At 72.9% G+C, this 18,989-nt stretch carries 17 protein-coding genes; 11 read left to right on the top strand and 6 right to left on the bottom strand.

What is annotated here, in order from left to right:
• The first annotated feature begins 52 nt into the window (after nucleotides 1–52).
• From ACZ4UV_RS07630 to dapE, 4 genes are all read left to right on the top strand, one after another.
• Nucleotides 53–1,858, top strand: coding sequence for a DEAD/DEAH box helicase (locus ACZ4UV_RS07630; RefSeq protein WP_351486871.1), 1,806 nt, complete (start codon nucleotides 53–55; stop codon nucleotides 1,856–1,858).
• A gap of 366 nt (nucleotides 1,859–2,224) precedes the next feature.
• Nucleotides 2,225–2,866, top strand: coding sequence for an IclR family transcriptional regulator (locus tag ACZ4UV_RS07625; RefSeq protein ID WP_351486873.1), 642 nt, complete (start codon nucleotides 2,225–2,227; stop codon nucleotides 2,864–2,866).
• Between the two features lie 374 nt (nucleotides 2,867–3,240).
• The gene (locus ACZ4UV_RS07620) at nucleotides 3,241–4,698 is read left to right on the top strand and encodes an amino acid permease (RefSeq protein ID WP_467836355.1); all 1,458 of its coding nucleotides are present in this window, start codon (nucleotides 3,241–3,243) and stop codon (nucleotides 4,696–4,698) included.
• Complete coding sequence (gene dapE, locus ACZ4UV_RS07615) at nucleotides 4,695–5,741, top strand: succinyl-diaminopimelate desuccinylase (protein ID WP_451015910.1); 1,047 nt, start codon at nucleotides 4,695–4,697, stop codon at nucleotides 5,739–5,741. Before ACZ4UV_RS07620 ends, dapE begins: the two co-directional genes overlap by 4 nt.
• Here the strand turns inward: dapE and ACZ4UV_RS07610 are convergent.
• Nucleotides 5,719–7,266, bottom strand: coding sequence for a PucR family transcriptional regulator (locus ACZ4UV_RS07610; protein WP_451015909.1), 1,548 nt, complete (start codon nucleotides 7,264–7,266; stop codon nucleotides 5,719–5,721). The two genes, dapE and ACZ4UV_RS07610, sit on opposite strands and share 23 nt — an antisense overlap.
• Nucleotides 7,267–7,382: 116 nt before the next feature.
• On the opposite strand from ACZ4UV_RS07610, the gene ACZ4UV_RS07605 reads away from it, so the two are divergent.
• Genes ACZ4UV_RS07605 through ACZ4UV_RS07595 form a run of 3 tightly spaced genes read left to right on the top strand, consistent with a single transcriptional unit; the run spans nucleotide 7,383 to nucleotide 10,124 of the window.
• A complete protein-coding gene (locus ACZ4UV_RS07605) occupies nucleotides 7,383–8,186 on the top strand; it encodes a chorismate synthase (RefSeq protein WP_451015908.1) in 804 nt (267 codons plus the stop codon).
• Nucleotides 8,183–9,292: an o-succinylbenzoate synthase gene (gene menC / locus ACZ4UV_RS07600; protein WP_467836351.1), complete on the top strand. Its 1,110-nt coding sequence runs from the start codon at nucleotides 8,183–8,185 to the stop codon at nucleotides 9,290–9,292. The genes ACZ4UV_RS07605 and menC overlap by 4 nt, the downstream gene beginning before the upstream one ends.
• Before the next feature lie 43 nt (nucleotides 9,293–9,335).
• Nucleotides 9,336–10,124 carry a S16 family serine protease gene (locus ACZ4UV_RS07595; RefSeq protein WP_451015906.1) on the top strand — a complete coding sequence of 263 codons (789 nt, stop codon included), beginning with the start codon at nucleotides 9,336–9,338 and terminating at the stop codon, nucleotides 10,122–10,124.
• A 76-nt stretch (nucleotides 10,125–10,200) separates the two neighbouring features.
• On the opposite strand, the gene ACZ4UV_RS07590 is transcribed toward ACZ4UV_RS07595, so the two are convergent.
• The 3 genes from ACZ4UV_RS07590 to ACZ4UV_RS07580 all read right to left on the bottom strand — a co-directional run bounded on the left by ACZ4UV_RS07590 (nucleotide 10,201) and on the right by ACZ4UV_RS07580 (nucleotide 11,538).
• The gene (locus ACZ4UV_RS07590) at nucleotides 10,201–10,377 is read right to left on the bottom strand and encodes a hypothetical protein (RefSeq protein WP_451015905.1); all 177 of its coding nucleotides are present in this window, start codon (nucleotides 10,375–10,377) and stop codon (nucleotides 10,201–10,203) included.
• A 12-nt stretch (nucleotides 10,378–10,389) separates the two neighbouring features.
• Entirely contained in the window at nucleotides 10,390–10,974 is a 585-nt protein-coding gene (locus ACZ4UV_RS07585) for an ArsR/SmtB family transcription factor (protein WP_451015904.1), read from the bottom strand.
• An 81-nt stretch (nucleotides 10,975–11,055) separates the two neighbouring features.
• Nucleotides 11,056–11,538, bottom strand: coding sequence for an Lrp/AsnC family transcriptional regulator (locus tag ACZ4UV_RS07580; RefSeq protein ID WP_451015903.1), 483 nt, complete (start codon nucleotides 11,536–11,538; stop codon nucleotides 11,056–11,058).
• A 121-nt stretch (nucleotides 11,539–11,659) separates the two neighbouring features.
• On the opposite strand from ACZ4UV_RS07580, the gene hppD reads away from it, so the two are divergent.
• On the top strand, nucleotides 11,660–12,808 hold the full coding sequence (hppD, locus tag ACZ4UV_RS07575) for a 4-hydroxyphenylpyruvate dioxygenase (protein ID WP_451015902.1): 1,149 nt from the start codon (nucleotides 11,660–11,662) through the stop codon (nucleotides 12,806–12,808).
• A 128-nt stretch (nucleotides 12,809–12,936) separates the two neighbouring features.
• On the opposite strand, the gene ACZ4UV_RS07570 is transcribed toward hppD, so the two are convergent.
• Nucleotides 12,937–14,430 (bottom strand): tetratricopeptide repeat protein, encoded by a 1,494-nt coding sequence (locus ACZ4UV_RS07570; protein WP_451015901.1) that lies wholly within the window; start codon nucleotides 14,428–14,430, stop codon nucleotides 12,937–12,939.
• A gap of 92 nt (nucleotides 14,431–14,522) precedes the next feature.
• Here ACZ4UV_RS07570 and ACZ4UV_RS07565 point away from each other — a divergent pair, with 92 nt between their 5' ends.
• Nucleotides 14,523–15,929: an FAD-binding oxidoreductase gene (locus tag ACZ4UV_RS07565; RefSeq protein WP_451015900.1), complete on the top strand. Its 1,407-nt coding sequence runs from the start codon at nucleotides 14,523–14,525 to the stop codon at nucleotides 15,927–15,929.
• Between the two features lie 78 nt (nucleotides 15,930–16,007).
• Here ACZ4UV_RS07565 and ACZ4UV_RS07560 read toward each other — a convergent pair whose 3' ends face one another.
• Nucleotides 16,008–16,421 (bottom strand): SsgA family sporulation/cell division regulator, encoded by a 414-nt coding sequence (locus ACZ4UV_RS07560; protein WP_351486905.1) that lies wholly within the window; start codon nucleotides 16,419–16,421, stop codon nucleotides 16,008–16,010.
• 243 nt (nucleotides 16,422–16,664) lie between these two features.
• On the opposite strand from ACZ4UV_RS07560, the gene ACZ4UV_RS07555 reads away from it, so the two are divergent.
• Both ACZ4UV_RS07555 and ACZ4UV_RS07550 read left to right on the top strand, forming a co-directional pair.
• A complete protein-coding gene (locus tag ACZ4UV_RS07555; protein WP_467836344.1) occupies nucleotides 16,665–18,077 on the top strand; it encodes an RDD family protein in 1,413 nt (470 codons plus the stop codon).
• 203 nt (nucleotides 18,078–18,280) lie between these two features.
• On the top strand, nucleotides 18,281–18,967 hold the full coding sequence (locus ACZ4UV_RS07550; RefSeq protein WP_451021939.1) for an RDD family protein: 687 nt from the start codon (nucleotides 18,281–18,283) through the stop codon (nucleotides 18,965–18,967).
• Nucleotides 18,968–18,989: the final 22 nt, after the last annotated feature.

The raw sequence follows: 18,989 nt of genomic DNA, 5'->3' as shown, positions 1-18,989 counted from the left end.
TACGTAGCCGCCCGACCCTCGTACCCCTCGCGACCCCCTTACTACGGAGACCGTGACTACCACCGCCGCTTCCCCGTCCTCCTCCAACTCCCACCACCTTTCGCCGGCCTTCCCCGGCCGGGCGCCCTGGGGTACCGCCAGCAAGCTGCGTGCCTGGCAGCAGGGGGCCATGGAGAAGTACGTCCAGGAGCAGCCGCGCGACTTCCTGGCCGTGGCCACGCCCGGCGCCGGGAAGACGACGTTCGCGCTGACGCTCGCCTCCTGGCTGCTGCACCACCATGTCGTGCAGCAGGTCACCGTCGTCGCCCCCACCGAGCACCTGAAGAAGCAGTGGGCGGAGGCCGCGGCGAGGATAGGGATCAAGCTGGATCCCGAGTACAGCGCCGGACCGCTCAGCCGGGAGTACGACGGGGTCGCCGTGACGTACGCCGGTGTCGGCGTGCGGCCGATGCTGCACCGCAACCGGTCCGAGCAGCGCAAGACCCTGGTCATCCTCGACGAGATCCACCACGCCGGTGACTCCAAGTCCTGGGGCGAGGCCTGCCTGGAGGCGTTCGAGCCGGCGACCCGGCGGCTGGCCCTGACCGGTACACCGTTCCGGTCGGACACCAACCCCATCCCCTTCGTGACGTACGAGGAGGGGCAGGACGGGATCCGGCGGTCCGCCGCCGACTACACGTACGGGTACGGCAACGCGCTCGCCGACCACGTCGTCCGCCCGGTCATCTTCCTCTCCTACAGCGGCAACATGCGCTGGCGCACCAAGGCCGGTGACGAGATCGCCGCCCGGCTCGGCGAGCCGATGACCAAGGACGCGGTCAGCCAGGCCTGGCGTACGGCGCTCGACCCGCGCGGCGAGTGGATGCCGGCCGTGCTGCGCGCCGCCGACCAGCGGCTGACGGAGGTTCGGAAGGGGATCCCGGACGCCGGTGCCCTCGTCATCGCCTCCGACCAGGACTCGGCCCGCGCCTACGCCAAGCTGATCCGTGAGATCACGGGGACGAAGGCGACCGTGGTCCTCTCCGACGACACCGGCGCGTCCAAGCGGATCGACGACTTCAGCGGCAGCGACGACCGGTGGATGGTCGCGGTACGGATGGTGTCCGAGGGCGTCGACGTGCCCCGGCTGGCGGTCGGGGTCTACGCGACGACCATCTCCACCCCTCTCTTCTTCGCCCAGGCCGTCGGCCGGTTCGTGCGGTCCCGGCGGCGCGGCGAGACCGCGTCCGTGTTCCTGCCGACCGTCCCGGACCTGCTGACCTTCGCCAACGAGATGGAGGTCGAGCGCGACCACGCCCTCGACAAGCCGAAGAAGGACGGCGAGGAGGACCCGTACGCCGAGTCCGAGAAGGAGATGGAGGAGGCGAACAAGGAGCAGGACGAGGACACCGGCGAGCAGGAGCAGTTCGCCTTCGAGGCGCTGGAGTCCGAGGCCGTCTTCGACCGGGTGCTCTACGACGGCGCCGAGTTCGGCATGCAGGCCCACCCGGGGAGCGAGGAGGAGCAGGACTACCTCGGTATCCCGGGACTCCTCGAACCCGACCAGGTGCAGCTGCTGTTGCAGAAGCGGCAGGCCCGGCAGATCGCGCACAGCCGCAAGAAGCCGGACACCGAGGCGGACCTGCTGGAGCTGCCGGCCGAGCGGCGGCCCGTCGTCTCCCACAAGGAGATGATGGAGCTGCGCAAGCAGCTGAACACGATGGTCAGTGCGTATGTCCACCAGAGCGGCAAGCCGCACGGGGTGATCCACACGGAGCTGCGGCGGGTGTGCGGGGGGCCGCCGAGTGCGGAGGCGACGGCGGGGCAGTTGCGGCAGCGGATCGCCAAGGTGCAGGAGTGGGCTACCCGGATGAGGTAGTCGGTCGGGTGCGGGCCGGTGGGGGTCGTTCGCGCAGTTCCTCCCCCAGCCTTCGGCCGGGGGTACTCCCAGCGCCCCTTTGGGGCGCGAAGGTGGACGTATGCGACACAAGGCGCGGTAGTCCATACCGGTACGTGACCGGATTCTGGACGGAGGCTTCCGCTCAGCGAACCCGCACCGCTACTGTCCGGCTACGCACACGCCCCGTGGCAGCGCCGCCGCGGAGCGCAGCCGTGAAGCGACTGGGCCCGGAGCCGCCGGGCCGCCATGCCGATCGGCGGCCTCTGAAGCGCGTCGCTGACGGGACTCGGCGACGCATCCGCCGCGTCGGAGGTTGCCGGCCTCACCACTTAAGGAGTGGGCGTCGTGACCGCGGAGACCTCTCAGACGCTCGACCGGGGACTCAGGGTCCTCAAACTGCTGGCCGACACGGACCACGGGCTGACCGTCACCGAGCTTTCCAACAAACTGGGCGTGAACCGGACCGTGGTGTACCGGTTGCTCGCCACGCTGGAGCAGCATGCGCTGGTACGGCGCGACCTGGGCGGGCGAGCCCGGGTCGGGCTGGGGGTGCTGCGTCTAGGCCGGCAGGTGCATCCGCTGGTACGGGAGGCAGCGCTGCCGGCGCTGCGGTCGCTCGCCGAGGACATCGGGGCGACGGCCCACCTGACCCTGGTCGACGGGACCGAGGCGCTCGCCGTCGCGGTCGTCGAGCCGACCTGGACCGACTATCACGTGGCCTACCGGGCCGGGTTCCGGCACCCGCTGGACCGGGGCGCCGCCGGCAAGGCGATCCTTGCCGCCCGGCACTCGCCGCGGAACGACCCCGGGTACACGCTGACCCACGGCGAACTGGAGGCCGGGGCGAGCGGGGCTGCGGCGCCGCTGATCGGGGTCACCGGTGTCGAGGGCAGCGTGGGGGTCGTGATGCTGGCCGACGCGGTGCCGGAGCGGGTGGGGGCGCGCGTGATGGACGCGGCGCGGGAGGTCGCGGAGGCACTGCGGTAAGCGGGGGCTGGGCGGGGGTGGGGACGCTTACCGGCGCTGGCAGGGTGCCTTCGGCCGGGGGGACCCCCAGCGCCCACCCGTGCCGCCCTGCGGCACGCCTGCCCGCAGCTATGTAGCTGACGCGACTGCAGCGCCCCTTCAGGGGCGCTGGGGGTACCCCCGGCCGAAGGCTGGGGGAGGAACTGCGCGAGCAACCCCCACCCACCCGCGGTCGCAGCACCACCGCACCCTCCTCTTTGTTTCACCCGTCCACCCACATTGGCCGATCCGCCAATCCCACCCCCAGACCTCTGACCGATCCTCCCAGCCGCCCACGCCCGTTCTCTCCGCATCATCAGGGCCAGACAAGAGCCCACGGCGGAGGGAACGGCACAGTGGAGACAGTGGGGACACGGCCCCGGCAACAAGTCGGCACCACCGGCCGGCTCACCCGGCGGCAATCCGTCGGCGCCCTCGTCGGCGAGGCGGACGCGAGCCCGTTGAAGCGGACCATGGGCGTCACCCAGCTCACCCTGCTGAGCGTCGGCGCGACCCTGGGCACCGGCATCTTCGTCGTGCTCGGGCAGGCCGTGCCCGAGGCCGGCCCGGCGATCGTCGTCTCCTTCGTGCTGGCCGGTGTCACCGCCCTGTTCTCGGCCCTGTCGTACGCCGAGCTCGCCGGCATGATCCCCGGCTCGGGATCGTCGTACAGCTACGCCTACGCCACCCTCGGCGAACTCGTCGCCTGGGTGTGCGGGTGGTGTCTGATCCTGGAGTACGGCGTGTCGGTGGCCGCCGTCGCCGTCGGATGGGGGCAGTACGTCAACGAACTGCTCGACCTCGTCTTCGGCGTCACCCTGCCGGACTCGCTCAGTGCCCCGCCCGGCGCCGGCGGCACGATCAACGTCCCGGCCGCGCTCATCGTCGTCCTCGCGATGGTCGTCCTGCTGCGCGGGGCCAAGGAGAGCGCCGTCGCCAACGTCGTCATGGTCGGGGTGAAGATCGCGGCCCTCGTGATGTTCTGCGCGGTCGCCTTCACCGCCTTCCACGCCGGCAACTTCCAGCCGCTCTTCCCGCTCGGCGCCGCCGGGATGAGCGCGGGGGCCGCCTCGCTCTTCTTCTCCTACATCGGCTTCGACGCCGCGAGCACCGCGGGGGAGGAGGCCCGCAACCCGCAGCGCGACCTGCCGCGGGCGATCATCCTCTCCCTCGTCCTCGTCACGGCCCTGTACGTCCTGGTGGCCGTCGCCGCGCTCGGCGCGATGCCGTGGAAGCAGTTCGCGGGGACCGAGGCGACGCTCAGCGAGGTGCTCGTGCGGGCGGTCGGCGGCGGTGACCTGTGGCCGATCCTGCTCTCCGTCGGTGCCGTGGTCGCCACCACCAGCGTCGTCCTCACCGTGCAGTACGGGCAGATCCGGATCCTGTACGCGATGTCCCGGGACGGGCTCGTGCCACCGCTGTTCGCCAAGGTCCACCCGCGCACCGGGGTGCCCCGCGCGAACACCGTGATCGTCTCCTCCTTCATCGCCGTCCTGGCCGCCCTGGTGCCGCTCGGCAGCCTCGCGGACGCCACCAGCATCGGCACCCTCTTCGCGTTCATGCTGGTCAACCTGGCCGTGGTGATCCTGCGGCGGCGCAGTCCGGACGCGCCCCGCTCCTTCCGCGTCCCGTTCTCCCCGGTCGTGCCGGTGCTCGGCATCGGCTTCTGCGGCTACCTGCTGTTCAGCCTCGGCGCCGACACCTGGATCGCCTTCGGGGTGTGGATGGCCGTCGGCCTCGTCGTCTACGGCTGCTACGGCATCCGCCACTCCCGGCTCGCCCAGGCCACCATCCCGCAGGACAGCCCCGCATGACCGCCCTCGACCTCACCGCCGACGTCGTCGACCTCACCCGGGCCCTCGTCGACCTTCCCTCCGAGAGCGGGGCGGAGGCCCGCATCGCGGACGCGGTGGAGCACGCCCTGCGTGGCCTCGGGCATCTCAAGGTCGACCGGGTCGGCAACACCGTGGTCGCCCGCACCGCCCTCGGCCGGGGCCGGCGGGTCCTGATCGCCGGTCACCTGGACACCGTCCCGGCCGCCGGGAACCTGCCCTCCCGGCTCGCCGACGGGTGCGTGCACGGCCTCGGCGCCTGTGACATGAAGGGCGGGGTGGCCGTCGCCCTGCGGCTGGCCGCCACCGTTCCGGAGCCGGCCGTCGACCTCACGTTCGTCCTCTACGAGTGCGAGGAGGTCGAGGGCGAGCGCAACGGTCTCGGTCTCCTCGGCCCCGAACTCCTCGCCGCCGACCTCGCGGTCCTCATGGAGCCCTCCGACGGCGGGGTGGAGGCCGGCTGCCAGGGGTACCTGAGCGCCGACGTCGTCGTGCGCGGGCGGCGGGCGCACACCGCCCGCGCCTGGCAGGGCGTCAACGCCGCCCACCGGGCCGCCCGGGTGCTCCAGCGGCTCGACGACCACACCGCCGAGCGGATCGTGATCGACGGGCTGGAGTACCGGGAGGGGCTGAGCGCGGTCGCCGTGCGGGCGGGGGTCGCCGGGAACGTCGTACCGGACGAGTGCGTCGTCAGCGTCAACTACCGCTTCGCGCCCAGCCGTTCGGCGGCGGACGCGGAGGAGTACGTACGACGGCTGTTCCCGGAGTACGAGGTGCGGATCACCGAGGTGGTCGCCGGAGCGCTGCCCCGCCTCGACCGGGTCGCCGGGCTCGTCGAGGCGCTCGGGGCCGAGCCCAGGCCCAAGCTGGGCTGGACCGACGTCGCCCGGTTCGCGGCCCTTGACGTGCCCGCCCTCAACTACGGCCCCGGGGACCCGTCTCTCGCGCACACGGCGGGGGAGTACGTGCCGGTCGGGCAGCTGCGCGACTGCGAGCGGAACCTCAGGGCGTGGCTGCTGCGCTGAGCCCGGCCAGCACCCGCAACTGCAGCCACAGCACCAGCCGTTCGTCGGGATCGTCCAGGTCGATCCCGACGTGCTGCCGGAGCTGGCGCAGCCGGTAGCGGCAGGTGTTGGGGTGGACGGCCAGCAGCTCCGCCGCTCCCGCCATGTCGCAGCCCGCGTCGAACCAGCAGACCAGGGTGCGGGCGTACTCGGTGCCGTGCCCGGCGTCGTACGCCAGCACCCGCTGCCAGGCCCCCGCACTCAACTCCCGCCGCTCGCCGAGTACTTCGGCGAGCCGGAGCAGGGTGACCCGGGGGCGCACCTCGTCCACCGTGGCCACCGGCGACCGCGCGTCCAGCACCCGCAGCACCAGGTCCGCGTCCGCCCGGGAGCCGGCCACCTCGCCGATGTCCGGGACCAGTTCGCCCAGCCCCGCCCGCACCGGCACCCGCAGCGCCTGCCCGGCCCGCCGCACGATGTCCTCGGCCAGCGGCCGGTGCCGTGCCCCCGGTCCGGGCAGCAGCGCGTACACCACCCCGTCGACCAGCACACACGCCTGCCGCCCGTAGCGCGCCTCGCACTGCAGCCGTACGACGTCCAGCAGGCGCAGCGCGGTGCGCTCGGCGTCCGGCACGTTGGCGGAGGTGTCGAGCGCGAACGCGGCCACCCGGACCTCGCCGTCCACTCCCAGGCGGGCCGCGGCGGCCGGGGCGTCCGCCGTGCCGTCGAGGAGCCGGCGCAGCAGGTCGCCGCTCTGGTGGCGGGCCAGTTCCTGCGCCGCGCGGGCGCGCAGCAGGAGCAGGGCGGCGGTGGCGGCGCCCTGGGCGAGGGTCTCCTCGGCGTCCGGCGCGAGCGCACCGCCGTCGACCACCCAGACCGAGCCGAGCGTCTCGCCGCCGGCCCGCACCGCCATCGCCAGCCGGGGCAGGTCGGCATCGCTCAACGCCGGGAGCCTGACCGGCCGTTCGGCCGCGAACAGGGTCCGGTACTGCTCGGTGTTCTCGGCGCTGGCCGGCACCTGGAGGCCCAGGATGCCCTGTCGGCGGTCCTCGTCGACCGGCTGGCCGGCGACGGTGGAGTAGGCGAGGATCCGCTGCCGGGGGTCCTCGATGGCGGTGGCCCCGCCGACGCCCGCGGCGATCGCGTCCGCCAGCGCGAACAGATCGCCGAGTCCGCTCCCGGGGGCCGCCGGGCGGGCGCCGATCGCCGAGGCCAGCAACAGGTGGACGTGGTGCCAGGCGGCGTCCTCGTCCACCGACAGCAGCGCGATCCCGTGCGTCTCCGCCTCCCCGACCGGCCCGTCCGCACCTCGCACCACCACCCCGGTCAGCCCCGCCTCGGCCGCCGCCCGCACCAGCGGCCCGGCCGCCGCCGCGCGCACCCCGACCGCCAGCAGCAGCGCCCCCGGCCGCCGGGGCAGCGGCGCGTGGGCGTCGTACAGCAGCGCCTCGGTCACCGGCACGGTCAGCCCGGCGGGAGCCGTGTGCAGCCGGACGGAGGGACCGCCGACGACGTCGAGCAGGTCGCCGAGGGTGCAGGCGTCCATGGGAGTCCTCAGGGAAGCAAGGGAAAACGAGTTCTTGGCGGATCTCCTCATCAAGATAGGCATTCCTTGTCCGTCCGCACAACGCACCGGAGCGGGTCGGCTCCGAGACTCGGATCATGACCCTGACCGTGACCGGAGTCAGCATCCGCACCGTCCACGACGTCGCCGGGCTCGCGGCCGTCACCGGCTACTTCAGCGACGTCTGGCAGACGCCCCGCACCGCCCCGCCCTACCCGGCCGAGGTCCTGCACAGCCTGGTCCACGCGGGCGGCGCCGTGCACGCCGCCTACGACGGCGCGCGGCTGGCCGGGGCGGCCGTCGCCGTGTTCGGCCCGGACCGCGACACCTACTCCCTCGTCGCCGCCGCCGACCAGGGCCTCGGGCATGCCGTGAAGCGGGCCCAGCGCGCCTGGGCCCTGGACCTCGGCGCCCGCACCATGCGCTGGACCTTCGACCCGCTGGTCGGCCGCAACGCCCGCTTCAACCTGGTCAAGCTGGGCGCCACCGGCACCGAGTACCTCGTCGACTTCTACGGCCCGATGGCCGACGGCGTGAACGACGGCGACGAGAGCGACCGGCTGACGGTGACCTGGGACCTGACGGCCGACCCCGTACCGACCGCCACGCCCGCCACGCCCGTCCCGCCGTTCGGCGCCCGGGACCGCGAGGACGCCCCGGCCAGCCACCGTGGCCCCGACGGCCAGGTCCTCGCCCGCCGCGACCTGGGCGACCGGGCCGTGTGGTGCCGGGTGCCGGAGGACGTCGTGCGGCTGCGGGCCGCGGACCCGGCGCTCGCCCTGCGCTGGCGGCACGCCGTCCGCGAGGTGTTCACGGCGGCCTTCGCCGAGGGTTTCCGGGCCGTGGGGATGTCCCGGGACGGCTGGTACACGCTCGCCCGCACGACGGGGGCGACGGCGTGAGGCTGGAACGCGTGGAGCTCGTGCAGGTGGCGATCCCGCTGGTCACGCCCTTCCGTACGTCCTTCGGGACCATGACGACCAAGGACACCTTCCTGCTCCACGTCGTCACCGACACGGCCGAGGGCTGGTCGGAGTTCGCCGCCGATCCCGAGCCGCTGTACTGCTCGGAGTTCGTGGCCGGCGCGGAGATCGTGCTCCGCGACTTCCTGGTGCCGCGCGTGGCGGCGGTACGGGACCTCACCGCCGCCGCGGTCGGCCCGGCGACGGCGAAGGTCAAGGGGCACGAGCTGGCGAAGGCCACGCTGGAGACGGCGGTGCTGGACGCGGAGCTGCGGACCTACGGGATGCCGCTGTCCGTGTTCCTGGGCTCGGTGCGGGACCGGGTGCCGGCGGGTGTCTCGGTCGGCATCAAGGACTCGGTCGGCGAACTGCTGGACGACGTCGAGCGGTACCTGGCCGAGGGGTACGTCCGGATCAAGCTGAAGATCGAGCCCGGCTGGGACGTCGAACCGGTACGGGCGGTGCGCCACCGGTTCGGGGACGCGCTGCCCCTCCAGGTCGACGCGAACACGGCGTACGGCCTCGCCGACGCGGAGCACCTGCGGCGGCTCGACGAGTTCGGGCTGCTGCTTATCGAGGAGCCGCTGGAGGAGGACAACCTCCACGGCCACGCCCAGCTGCAGCGCCGGATCACTACGCCGGTCTGTCTCGACGAGTCCCTGCACGGCGCACGGGACACGGCGGCCGCGATCGCCATGGACGCGTGCCGGGTGGTGAACGTCAAGCCCGCACGGGTCGGCGGCTATCTGGAGGCCCGCCGGATCCACGACGTGGCCCGCGCCCACGGGGTGCCGGTGTGGTGCGGCGGCATGCTGGAGACCGGCATCGGGCGGGCGCCCAACCTGGCGCTCGCGGCGCTGCCCGGGTTCACGCTGCCGGGCGACACCTCGGCGTCGGGCCGGTACTTCGCGGAGGACATCACCGAACCGTTCGTGCTGGAGGACGGGCACCTCCCGGTGCCCACGGGGCCCGGGATCGGGATCGAGCCGCTGCCGGACGCGCTGCGCCGGTTCACCCGCGAGCGCCGCGAGCTGCTCACGCGCTGACCGGGGCGATGGCCGGAACAGGCCGCCGCGTTAGATTGACTCCGTGCTCTCACGTCTCACGCGTCTCCAGGCCGTCGCCGTCTGCGCGGTTCCCGTCGTGGCCCTGATCGGTACGGCCGTCTTCGCGCCGTTGCCGTTCTCGGTGGCCCAGCCCGGGATGACGGCGAACGTGCTCGGCGCCAACAGGGGCACCCCGGTGATCACCGTCTCCGGGGCGCCCACCCGCACGACCAGCGGGCAGTTGCGGATGACGACGATCGAGGCGACCGGGCCGGACGCGCGGGTCTCGCTCGGCGACGTGATCGGCAGCTGGTTCCGGACGGACCGGGCCGTGATGCCGCGTGACTCGGTCTACCCGAGCGGCAACAACGTCCAGGAGATCGAGCAGCACAACACCGAGCAGATGGAGCAGTCGCAGGACGCGGCGACCCAGGCCGCGCTGAAGTACCTCGACCTGAGCGCGAGCAAGGTCAAGGTGACCCTGAAGCTGGCGGACGTGGGCGGGCCGAGCGCGGGGTTGCTGTTCTCGCTCGGGATCATCGACAAGCTGGACGGGAACGGGAGCGGGGGCGACCTCACCGGCGGGAAGAACATCGCCGGCACGGGGACCATCGGTGCGGACGGTGCGGTGGGGGCCGTGGGCGGGGTCGCGCTGAAGACGCAGGCCGCGCGGCGGGACGGGGCGACGGTCTTTCTGGTGCCGAAGGACGAGTGCGGGGACGCCAAGGCGGAGTTGCCGAAGGGGCTGCGGTTGGTGCCGGTGACCACGTTGAAGGGGGCCGTTTCCGACTTGGTCGCGTTGGAGAAGGGGGAGAAGGTCCCCGGCTGTTGAGTTTCGGGTGCGGGTCGTGTGTGGTTGCTCGCGCAGTTCCTCCCCCAGCCTTCGGCCGGGGGTACCCCCAGCCCCCTTACGGGGCGATCGCCGGCGTCGGGGTTGCGAGGCGGAGGCCGACTTCGACCAGGGTCCAGCCGATACGCTGGCGGAGCTCCCGCTCCGGCCTGGTCTCCTTGGCCAGACGATGGGCCTCGGCCTGAACGTGCAGTTCCGTGATGCGGTGCTGGGCGAGCTGGGCCTGTGTGTGCATGGTGGGTGCCTCTCAGTCCGTCTCGATGGGGAAGAGGTGCGTGTGGATGCGTACTTGTTCCGACTCCGGGGTGTCCTTGTCGGGGACCCGGTCCCGGTAGCCGTCGATCAGGGCGTGCATCTTGCCGATCAGTTCGAGGGCGAGCTCGGGCGTGAGCCGCATGGTCATGTCGCTCATGTCGCTGGCGTGGGACCAGGGCTGGGACCACCGGTCCCGGGTGCCGAGCCAGGCGGCCAGCTCGCGGGCGTGCCGGGCGGCCCCCTCCTGCAGGAACACCTCCGACAGTCCCCGTACCTCGGGACTCGCGTCATCGAAGTCCGCGCTGTCGTAGCGGATGCTCTGGTCCACCGCCTGCCACCAGCGCTCGCGGCCCTTGCCGCGCTCGGGGGCGTCCTCGACGAAGCCGTGTTCGGCGAGCTGGCGCAGGTGGTAGCTGGTCGCGCCGCTCGACTCGCCCAGCCGTTCGGCCAGTTGGGAGGCGGTGGCGGGGCCGTGCTGCCGCAGGGCGTCCAGCAGCTGCATCCGCAGCGGATGCGCGAGCCCACGCAGTGAGCGGGCGTCCAGCCGCCGCTGTTTCCGTTCCTCGTGCTCCGTCATGCGTACAAAGATAGCGTTGCAAAGAGTCCTTTGCAACGTGTCTTTTGCATCGACTTCTCTGTAACTCCCGCCGGGGTGCCGCTACTTCGCCCCTTCACTGTCCGCCGCGGCCTGTTCCACCAGCGGGATGATCCGCAGCGGAACCGGGTTCTCCATGACGATCGCCGTGGAGGCCCGGACGATGCCGTCGAAACCGACGACCCGGTCGATCACCCGCTGGAGATCGGCGTTGGAGCGGGCCACCAGCCGGCACTGCATGTCGCCGGTGCCCGTGGTGGTGTGGAGTTCCAGCACCTCCGGCACGCTCGCCAGGTGCGCTCGCACGTCCGGGCCCTGGCCCTGCCGGATCTGCAGGGTGGCGAACGCGGTGACCGGGTAGCCGAGGGCCGCGGGGTCCACCTGGGGGCCGAACCCCTGGATCACGCCGTTCGACTGGAGCCGGTCCAGACGCGCCTGCACGGTCCCGCGGGCCACGCCCAGCCGCCGGGACATCTCCAGGACCCCGATGCGCGGCTCCCGGGCCAGCAGCACCAGGATCCGCCCGTCCAGATGATCGATCGCCATTCCCGCCTCCGGATGGTCACCCTGTACAGAAAGTTCGCCGGTAGGGCCGTATCGCTGAGCATATTGCCCAGGAGAAACGCCATCTATTGCGCACCTTGCGGGGCCGGTTCACCCTTCGGACATGACGCAGACCACACAGCACACTCCCGCTGCGACCGCCCGGCAGAGCGACCCCTTCCCGGTCAAGGGAATGGACGCGGTCGTCTTCGCCGTGGGCAACGCCAAGCAGGCGGCCCACTACTACTCCACCGCCTTCGGCATGCGGCTGGTCGCGTACTCCGGTCCGGAGACCGGGAGCCGTGAGACCGCGAGCTACGTCCTGGAGAACGGCTCGGCCCGGTTCGTGCTCACCTCCGTCATCAGGCCGGACACCGAGTGGGGCCACTTCCTCTCCCGCCACGTGGCCGAGCACGGCGACGGGGTCGTCGACCTCGCCATCGAGGTCCCGGACGCCCGCGCCGCGTACGCGTACGCGGTCGAGCACGGCGCGCGGCCGGTGGCCGAGCCGTACGAACTCAAGGACGAGCACGGCACCGTCGTCCTCGCCGCGATCGCCACGTACGGCGAGACCCGCCACACCCTCGTCGAGCGGACCGGGTACGACGGCCCGTACCTGCCGGGATTCGTTGCCGCCGCCCCGATCGTCGAGCCCCCCGCGCGCCGCACCTTCCAGGCCGTCGACCACTGCGTCGGCAACGTCGAACTCGGCCGGATGAACGAATGGGTCGACTTCTACCACCGGGTCATGGGCTTCACGAACATGAAGGAGTTCGTGGGCGACGACATCGCCACCGAGTACAGCGCGCTGATGTCGAAGGTGGTCGCCGACGGCACCCTCAAGGTCAAGTTCCCGATCAACGAACCGGCGATCGCGAAGAAGAAGTCGCAGATCGACGAGTACCTGGAGTTCTACGGCGGGGCGGGCGTCCAGCACATCGCGCTCAACACCAACGACATCGTCGAGACGGTACGGACCATGCGCGCGGCCGGCGTCGAGTTCCTGGACACCCCCGGCTCCTACTACGACACCCTCGGCGAGTGGGTCGGCGACACCCGGGTCCCGGTCGACACCCTGCGCGAGCTGAGGATCCTCGCCGACCGCGACGAGGACGGCTACCTCCTGCAGATCTTCACCAAGCCGGTCCAGGACCGCCCGACGGTCTTCTTCGAGATCATCGAACGCCACGGCTCCATGGGCTTCGGCAAGGGCAACTTCAAGGCCCTCTTCGAAGCGATCGAACGAGAGCAGGACCGCCGCGGCAACCTGTGACCCCCCGTCGCGGCGGGACAACAGGCGCGCCGGTCCGGAGACGTGCCGGTTCACCCTTTTCCGTCGCGACGGTGATCAGCCACGACGGCGTGTACGGGCGGTGCCCGACTGCCCTCGCCGCCGAGGCCCTACTGCGGCAGTTCCTCGTTCGGTGGCTGGCTGCCCAGAGCCGTGAGGGCGGTGTGGGCCGCCGGGATCTGGAGGGGGGAGAAGTACGGGTTGATCCGCAGGGCGTCCTGGAGGTGGCGGCGGGCCGGGGCCTCCAGGTCCAGGTCGCGTTCGATCATGCCCCGGTGGAAGGCGTACGGCGCGCTGCGCACCCCGCCGCCCTTCGTCGAGTCGGTCGCGATCGAGGCGTAGCGCAGCGCCTCCTTGTCGTCGCCGGCCCGGTGCAGGGCCCAGCCGAGGGCGTCCGCGACCTCGATGCCGGGCTGGCGCTCCCACTCGGCCGTCAGCCGCTCCACCGCCTCCTGGACGTCCCCGTGGTCCGCCTCGTACTGCCCGATCACGAGATCGTCGTCGATCCCGGCCTCCAGCTCCCGCCGCACCTGCGTCCGCATCAGCTCGTACTGCGCGTCCGCCTGCCGCCCCATCCCCAGCGACTCGTACAACTCGCCCAGCTCCAGGGCGACCTGCGGAGTCGGCCGGTGCGCGAGCGCCCCCTGGTAAGCGGTCAGCGCCTCCTGCGTACGCCCCAGCGCGGCCAGCGCCCGCCCCTGCCCGGCCCGCGCGGCCGGCTGGTCGGGGTCGAGGCGTACGGCCGCCGTGAAGTGCCGCAGCGCGTCGTCCCGGTCGCCCCGCTCCCAGGCCAGCTGCCCGGCCTGGCACAGGTACGCGGCCTGTTCGACGGGCGTCCGGGCGGCCGCCGCCGCGTCGGTCACCTGGGCCACCGCGTCCTCGCGCCAGCCCCGGTCCCGGTACACCGCGGAGGCCCGCGCCATCACCGCCGGCTTCACGTCCGCCCCGACCTTCAGCGCCATCAGCTTGTCCAGCGCGGACCGGGCCGCCTTGTAGTCGCCGAGCCCGTTGTACGCGTCGATCAGCACCGGGTACGCCGACCACCGCTTCGGCGCCGCCTTCAGCGCCTCCTCGCCGAACCGCCTGGCCTCCGGGAAGTCCCGGCGCGCCACGGCCAGGCCCGCCAGTCCGCCCAGCGCCTCCGTGTTGTTCTTGCCGGCCACCTTGAGGGAGGTCCGCAGCGCGCGCTCGGCCCGCGGATAGTCGCCGGTGTCGGCGGTCCGGCGCGCCCGCTCGACGTAGGCGGCCCCGAGCACCGCCCAGGCCGCCGCGTCCTTCGGCTGCGCCCGCACCCGCGCCTCGCGGGCGCCGATCAGCGTCGTCAGGTCGGGCAGGGCGGCGGGCAGCCCGTCGAGGACGGCCGTCTGCGCCGCCGCGACCGCCGCCGCCCGCGCGGCCGCCTGGGCCCGCGGCCCGGCCGCCGGGGCCGGCGCGGCGCGGTGCGGCTCGCGCGGCCACAGCATCAGCGTGCCGCCGGCCGCCACACCGCCCGCCAGCGCGACGACCAGCAGCCGCCGCAGCACCCGGCCGCGGCGGCGCGGCGGCGCCGGTTCCGGGAGCAGGGAGGTGGCAGGTGGGGACGGTCGGTTATCCAGCGCGCACATGACGGACACTGTGCGTCAATACGACCACTGCATCCGGGCGGCCCAAGGACGGACCTGTGGGGGTTCACACCGATGGCCCCGGGTGCGACGCTGTGATCATGAGCCGTATCGAAGCGCCTCGGGACGAGGCCACCAGCAACCTCACCGACCGGCTCCTCGCGGGTCTGCCGGCCGACGCGGTCCTCGTCGATCCCGACGTGACCGCCTCCTACGCCAACGACATGGCGAGCTTCTGCCCGGCCGGCACCCCGGCCGTCGTCGTGCTGCCGCGCACGGCCGAGCAGGTCCAGCACGTCATGCGGGTCGCCACCGAACTGCGTGTCCCGGTCGTCCCGCAGGGCGCCCGCACCGGCCTGTCCGGCGGCGCCAACGCCACCGACGGCTGCATCGTGCTCTCCCTGACCAAGATGGACCGCGTCCTGGAGATCTCGCCGGTGGACCGCATCGCGGTCGTCGAGCCCGGCGTCGTCAACGCCACCTTCTCCCGCGCGGTCGAGGAACACGGCCTCTACTACCCGCCGGACCCCTCCAGCTGGGAGATGTGCACGATCGGCGGCAACATCGGCACCGCCTCGGGCGGCCTGTGCTGCGTGAAGTACGGGGTGACCGCCGAGTACGTCCTCGGCCTGGACGTCGTCCTCGCGGACGGCCGCCTGATGTCCACCGGCCGCCGTACGGCGAAGGGGGTCGCGGGGTACGACCTCACCCGCCTCTTCGTCGGCTCCGAGGGCTCGCTCGGCATCGTCGTGCGGGCCGTGCTCGCGCTCAAGCCCAAGCCGCCGCAGCAGCTGGTGCTGGCCGCCGAGTTCGGCTCCGCGGCCGCCGCCTGCGAGGCGGTGTGCCGGATCATGGAGGGCGGCCATGTGCCGTCCCTGCTCGAACTGATGGACCGTACGACCGTCAAGGCGGTCAACGAACTCACCCACATGGGTCTGCCGGAGTCCACCGAGGCGCTGCTGCTCGCCGCCTTCGACACCCCGGACCCGGCCGCCGACCTCGCCGCCGTCGGCAAGCTCTGCGAGGCCGCGGGCGCCACCCAGGTGGTCCCGGCCGACGACGCAGCCGAGTCCGAACTCCTCCTCCAGGCCCGCCGTTCCTCGCTGGTCGCCCTGGAGGCCGTCAAGGGCACGACGATGATCGACGACGTGTGCGTGCCCCGCTCCCGGCTCGGCGACATGATCGAGGGCGTCGAGCGCATCGCGGCGAAGCACCGGCTGACCATCGGGGTCGTCGCGCATGCCGGTGACGGCAACACCCACCCCACGGTCTGCTTCGACGCCCAGGACGACGACGAGTGCCGCCGCGCCCGCGAGTCCTTCGACGAGATCATGGGCCTCGGCCTGGAACTCGGCGGCACCATCACCGGCGAACACGGCGTCGGCGTCCTGAAGAAGGAGTGGCTGGCCCGCGAGATCGGACCGGTGGGCGTGGAGATGCAGCGGGCCGTGAAGCAGGTGTTCGACCCGCTGGGCATCCTCAATCCCGGCAAACTGTTCTGATCCCGGCTGTTCTGATCCCAGCAGTTCGGATCCCCGCCGTCGCGACCTCCGTTGTTCCGATCCCATCCGGCGGGGCCCTCACTGGGCGAGCAGCTGGTCGAGCGCCTCGTCGATCCCCAGCTGCCCGCCCTCACTCCCCGGGGGCACCACCCGCAGCGTCCGCTCCAGCCAGGCGGACACCTGGGGGACCGGTGCTTCGAGCAGGGCGTCCCCGTCGGGTGAACTCAGCGCCATCAGCACGACGCTGCGGCCCTCCGCCTTCGTCGGCCACACCCGCACGTCCCCCTGCCCGCACGGCCGGAACACCCCCTCCACGAGCAGGTCGCGGGCGAAGGTCCAGTTGACCGGCTGCTCGGAGTTGATGTGGAAGCTGACGTGGACGGCGTACGGGTCGTCGGAGCGGTAGCCCAGCCGGGCCGGGACCGGGATGCTCCGCTCGGGGGACAGGATGAGCCGCAGCTCCAGTTCGCGCTCCACCACGGTGTGCTGCATGACGTCTGGTTCCTCTCTCGGTCAGTCGTACGGGCGCCCTTCGGGTGGGCCCGTACGAGTGGAGAGGGGCTGGGGCCGCGAGCATTACGCGGATTCGGGGAAAATTTTTCCGGGTGCGGTGGAGGGGGTGCACAGGGCTGCCCGGAAAGGGGCGGGTCCTGCGGGACTGGCGGTGGCGGGCAGCCGGGTCTGATAGATGTGGAGCCTCCCACATGACCCCCGAGCAGATACGGGATGACGGACATGACCGCCCCAACCCCGGCACCCGGTGACGAACGGCCCCGCGAGGGCTACTACCCGGACCCGTCCATCCCCGGCTACGTCCGTTACTGGAACGGCGCCGCGTGGGTGCCGGGCACCAGCCGCCCGGCCCCGTCCGACGGCGAACCGCTCGTCGCGCCGCCCGGCTCGCACCCGGCGGCTCCCACTGCTCCCGCGGCCCCGGCCACCCCGCCCGCCTCGGCGGTCGAGGAGACCGGCCCGCACTTCTTCGACGAGGACCCGCAGCCGGGCGGTGCCTCCGGCTGGACGGCGGAGGGGAGCGCCTGGGGCAACGACCCGCGGGCGGCGGGCTCCCCGGCCCGGCCGGACGGCCGGTCGGCCCGCACCGACGGCACGGCGTCGATCCCGCCGGCGGACCAGGCGGACCAGGGAGACCTCGACTCCGGCGGCACGTTCATCTTCCGCAGGCCGACGGTCGGCCCGGCGGGGACCCCGCCGGCGGCCCGGCCGCCGATGGACGACGGCACGCTGACCTTCCGGCCGATCCGGGGCGAGGGCACACCGAACGACGGCGGCCCCGGCGGCGCGGCCGGTCCCGGTGCGCAGGGCCCGGTCGGCGCTCCCGGCACCGCCGGTCCCGCGCGCCCCGGCTTCGGTGCCGGAAAGGCGGCCGCCGCCCGCGCCGCCGCGGCCCAGGCACCCGCTGCCCAGCCCCCGGCACCCGCCCAGCCCGCGGCCCCCCACGCCGCCGCCCCCGCCGTCCCCCCGCAGCAGTCCGCCCCGCCCCGGTCCCCGATGGCGCCCGCCACCGCCACCCCCATGGCCTCCGGCGCCGGCGGCGGGCAGTCCTCCTGGGCCCAGCAGGTGCACCAACTCGCCGGCGACCAGCAGGTCGCCCCCTGGAAGCCGCCGGTGGAGGACCCCTTCCAGGCGGCCGCCCGGCGGCAGGCCGCGGCCCGGCCCGCCGGCCTCGGCAAGCGGTTCGCGGCCCGGCTCGTCGACAGCCTGGTCGTCGGCGCGGTGACCGCGGCCGCCGCCGTACCGTTCGGGACCAAGGCCGCCGACCACGTGCAGGACAAGATCGACGTCGCCAAGCTCTCCGGCCGTACCGAGACCGTCTGGCTGCTGGACGGCACGACCGGCCTGTACCTCGGCATCGTGCTCGCGGTCCTGCTCGTCGCCGGTGTCCTCTACGAGGTGCTGCCCACCGCCAGATGGGGCCGCACGCTCGGCAAGAAGCTGTTCGGCCTGGAGGTACGGGACATCGAGGGCCACGAACCCCCCGCCTTCGGAGCCTCCCTGCGCCGCTGGCTGGTGTACACCGTGCCCGGACTGCTCGGCATCGGGATCGTCGGCGTCGCCTGGTGCCTGTTCGACCGCCCCTGGCACCAGTGCTGGCACGACAAGGCGGCGCACACCTTCGTCGCCGACTGAGCGCTTCGCCGGTGGCGCCGCGATCTGCCGTCGTTCGTCTGCGGCGCCGTCGTGGCTGGTCGCGCAGTTCCTCCCCCAGCCTTCGGCCGGGGGTACCCCCAGCGCTCCGAAGGGGCGCTGCCACCCGGCCCGTTCGGAGCGGTCGTCCCCCGTACGGCCGTTCGCCGGATGCGGGCCCGGCCGCTTCGCGGTGCACTCGGGCCATGAGCACCGAACCGCCCCCGCCCCCGGGCTCGGGAGAGCCGCCGGAGGACGATCCGTTCAGGAAGCAGCCCCCGCCGGGCCAGGGAGAGGGCCAGGGGCCGGGCTCGCCTTACGACACCCCGTACGGCGGCTCGCAGCCCCCGCCGCCCTCCTACGGCGGCGGCCCCTACGGCGCGGGCGGCGGCCCCTACGGAGGCGGCGGAACCGGCGGCTACCCGGCCGATCCCCTCGCCGGGATGCCGCCGCTCGCCGACAGCGGCAGGCGCACCCTCGCGCGGATCATCGACATGATCCTGGTCGGCATCGTGGTCGTCCTGCTCACCCTGGCGTTCCGGGTGAGCGAGTACCAGATGGACGGCGACAAGATCTCGGCCGGCCGGTCCTTCGCCCAGTCGCTCGTCGCCGCCGTCCTCTTCGTCGCCTACGACACCGTGCTGATCGCCAAGTGGGGGCAGACCCTCGGCAAGAAGTGGCTCGGCATGCGGGTCGCCAACCTGTCCGACGGCGCCACGCCCTCCGCCCAGACCTCGCTGCTGCGCGCCCTGGTGCTGTGGGTGCCGTTCGCCTTCTGCTGTGCCTGTGTCTGGACGGTGATCTGCGGCGGCTGGAGCTACTTCGACAAGCCGTACAGACAGGGCCTGCACGACAAGGCCGCGAAGACGGTCGTGGTCAGTACGAGCTCATAGCGGGGCCGCCGGTACGGGGGCG

The sequence above is a fragment of the Streptomyces sp. NPDC028289 genome (assembly GCF_055565975.1).
This window is presented reverse-complemented; position numbering and strand designations above follow the sequence as displayed.

Excerpts from the sequence above, each read along its gene's own strand:
- hppD (WP_451015902.1), top strand. The coding sequence starts at position 11,660 with ATGACGCAGACCACACAGCACACTCCCGCTGCGACCGCCCGGCAGAGC.
- ACZ4UV_RS07555 (WP_467836344.1), top strand. The coding sequence starts at position 16,665 with ATGACCGCCCCAACCCCGGCACCCGGTGACGAACGGCCCCGCGAGGGC.
- ACZ4UV_RS07610 (WP_451015909.1), bottom strand. The coding sequence starts at position 7,266 with ATGGACGCCTGCACCCTCGGCGACCTGCTCGACGTCGTCGGCGGTCCC.
- ACZ4UV_RS07560 (WP_351486905.1), bottom strand. The coding sequence starts at position 16,421 with ATGCAGCACACCGTGGTGGAGCGCGAACTGGAGCTGCGGCTCATCCTG.
- ACZ4UV_RS07580 (WP_451015903.1), bottom strand. The coding sequence starts at position 11,538 with ATGGCGATCGATCATCTGGACGGGCGGATCCTGGTGCTGCTGGCCCGG.
- ACZ4UV_RS07585 (WP_451015904.1), bottom strand. The coding sequence starts at position 10,974 with ATGACGGAGCACGAGGAACGGAAACAGCGGCGGCTGGACGCCCGCTCA.
- ACZ4UV_RS07590 (WP_451015905.1), bottom strand. The coding sequence starts at position 10,377 with ATGCACACACAGGCCCAGCTCGCCCAGCACCGCATCACGGAACTGCAC.
- ACZ4UV_RS07570 (WP_451015901.1), bottom strand. The coding sequence starts at position 14,430 with ATGTGCGCGCTGGATAACCGACCGTCCCCACCTGCCACCTCCCTGCTC.
- dapE (WP_451015910.1), top strand. The coding sequence starts at position 4,695 with ATGACCGCCCTCGACCTCACCGCCGACGTCGTCGACCTCACCCGGGCC.
- ACZ4UV_RS07605 (WP_451015908.1), top strand. The coding sequence starts at position 7,383 with ATGACCCTGACCGTGACCGGAGTCAGCATCCGCACCGTCCACGACGTC.
- ACZ4UV_RS07550 (WP_451021939.1), top strand. The coding sequence starts at position 18,281 with ATGAGCACCGAACCGCCCCCGCCCCCGGGCTCGGGAGAGCCGCCGGAG.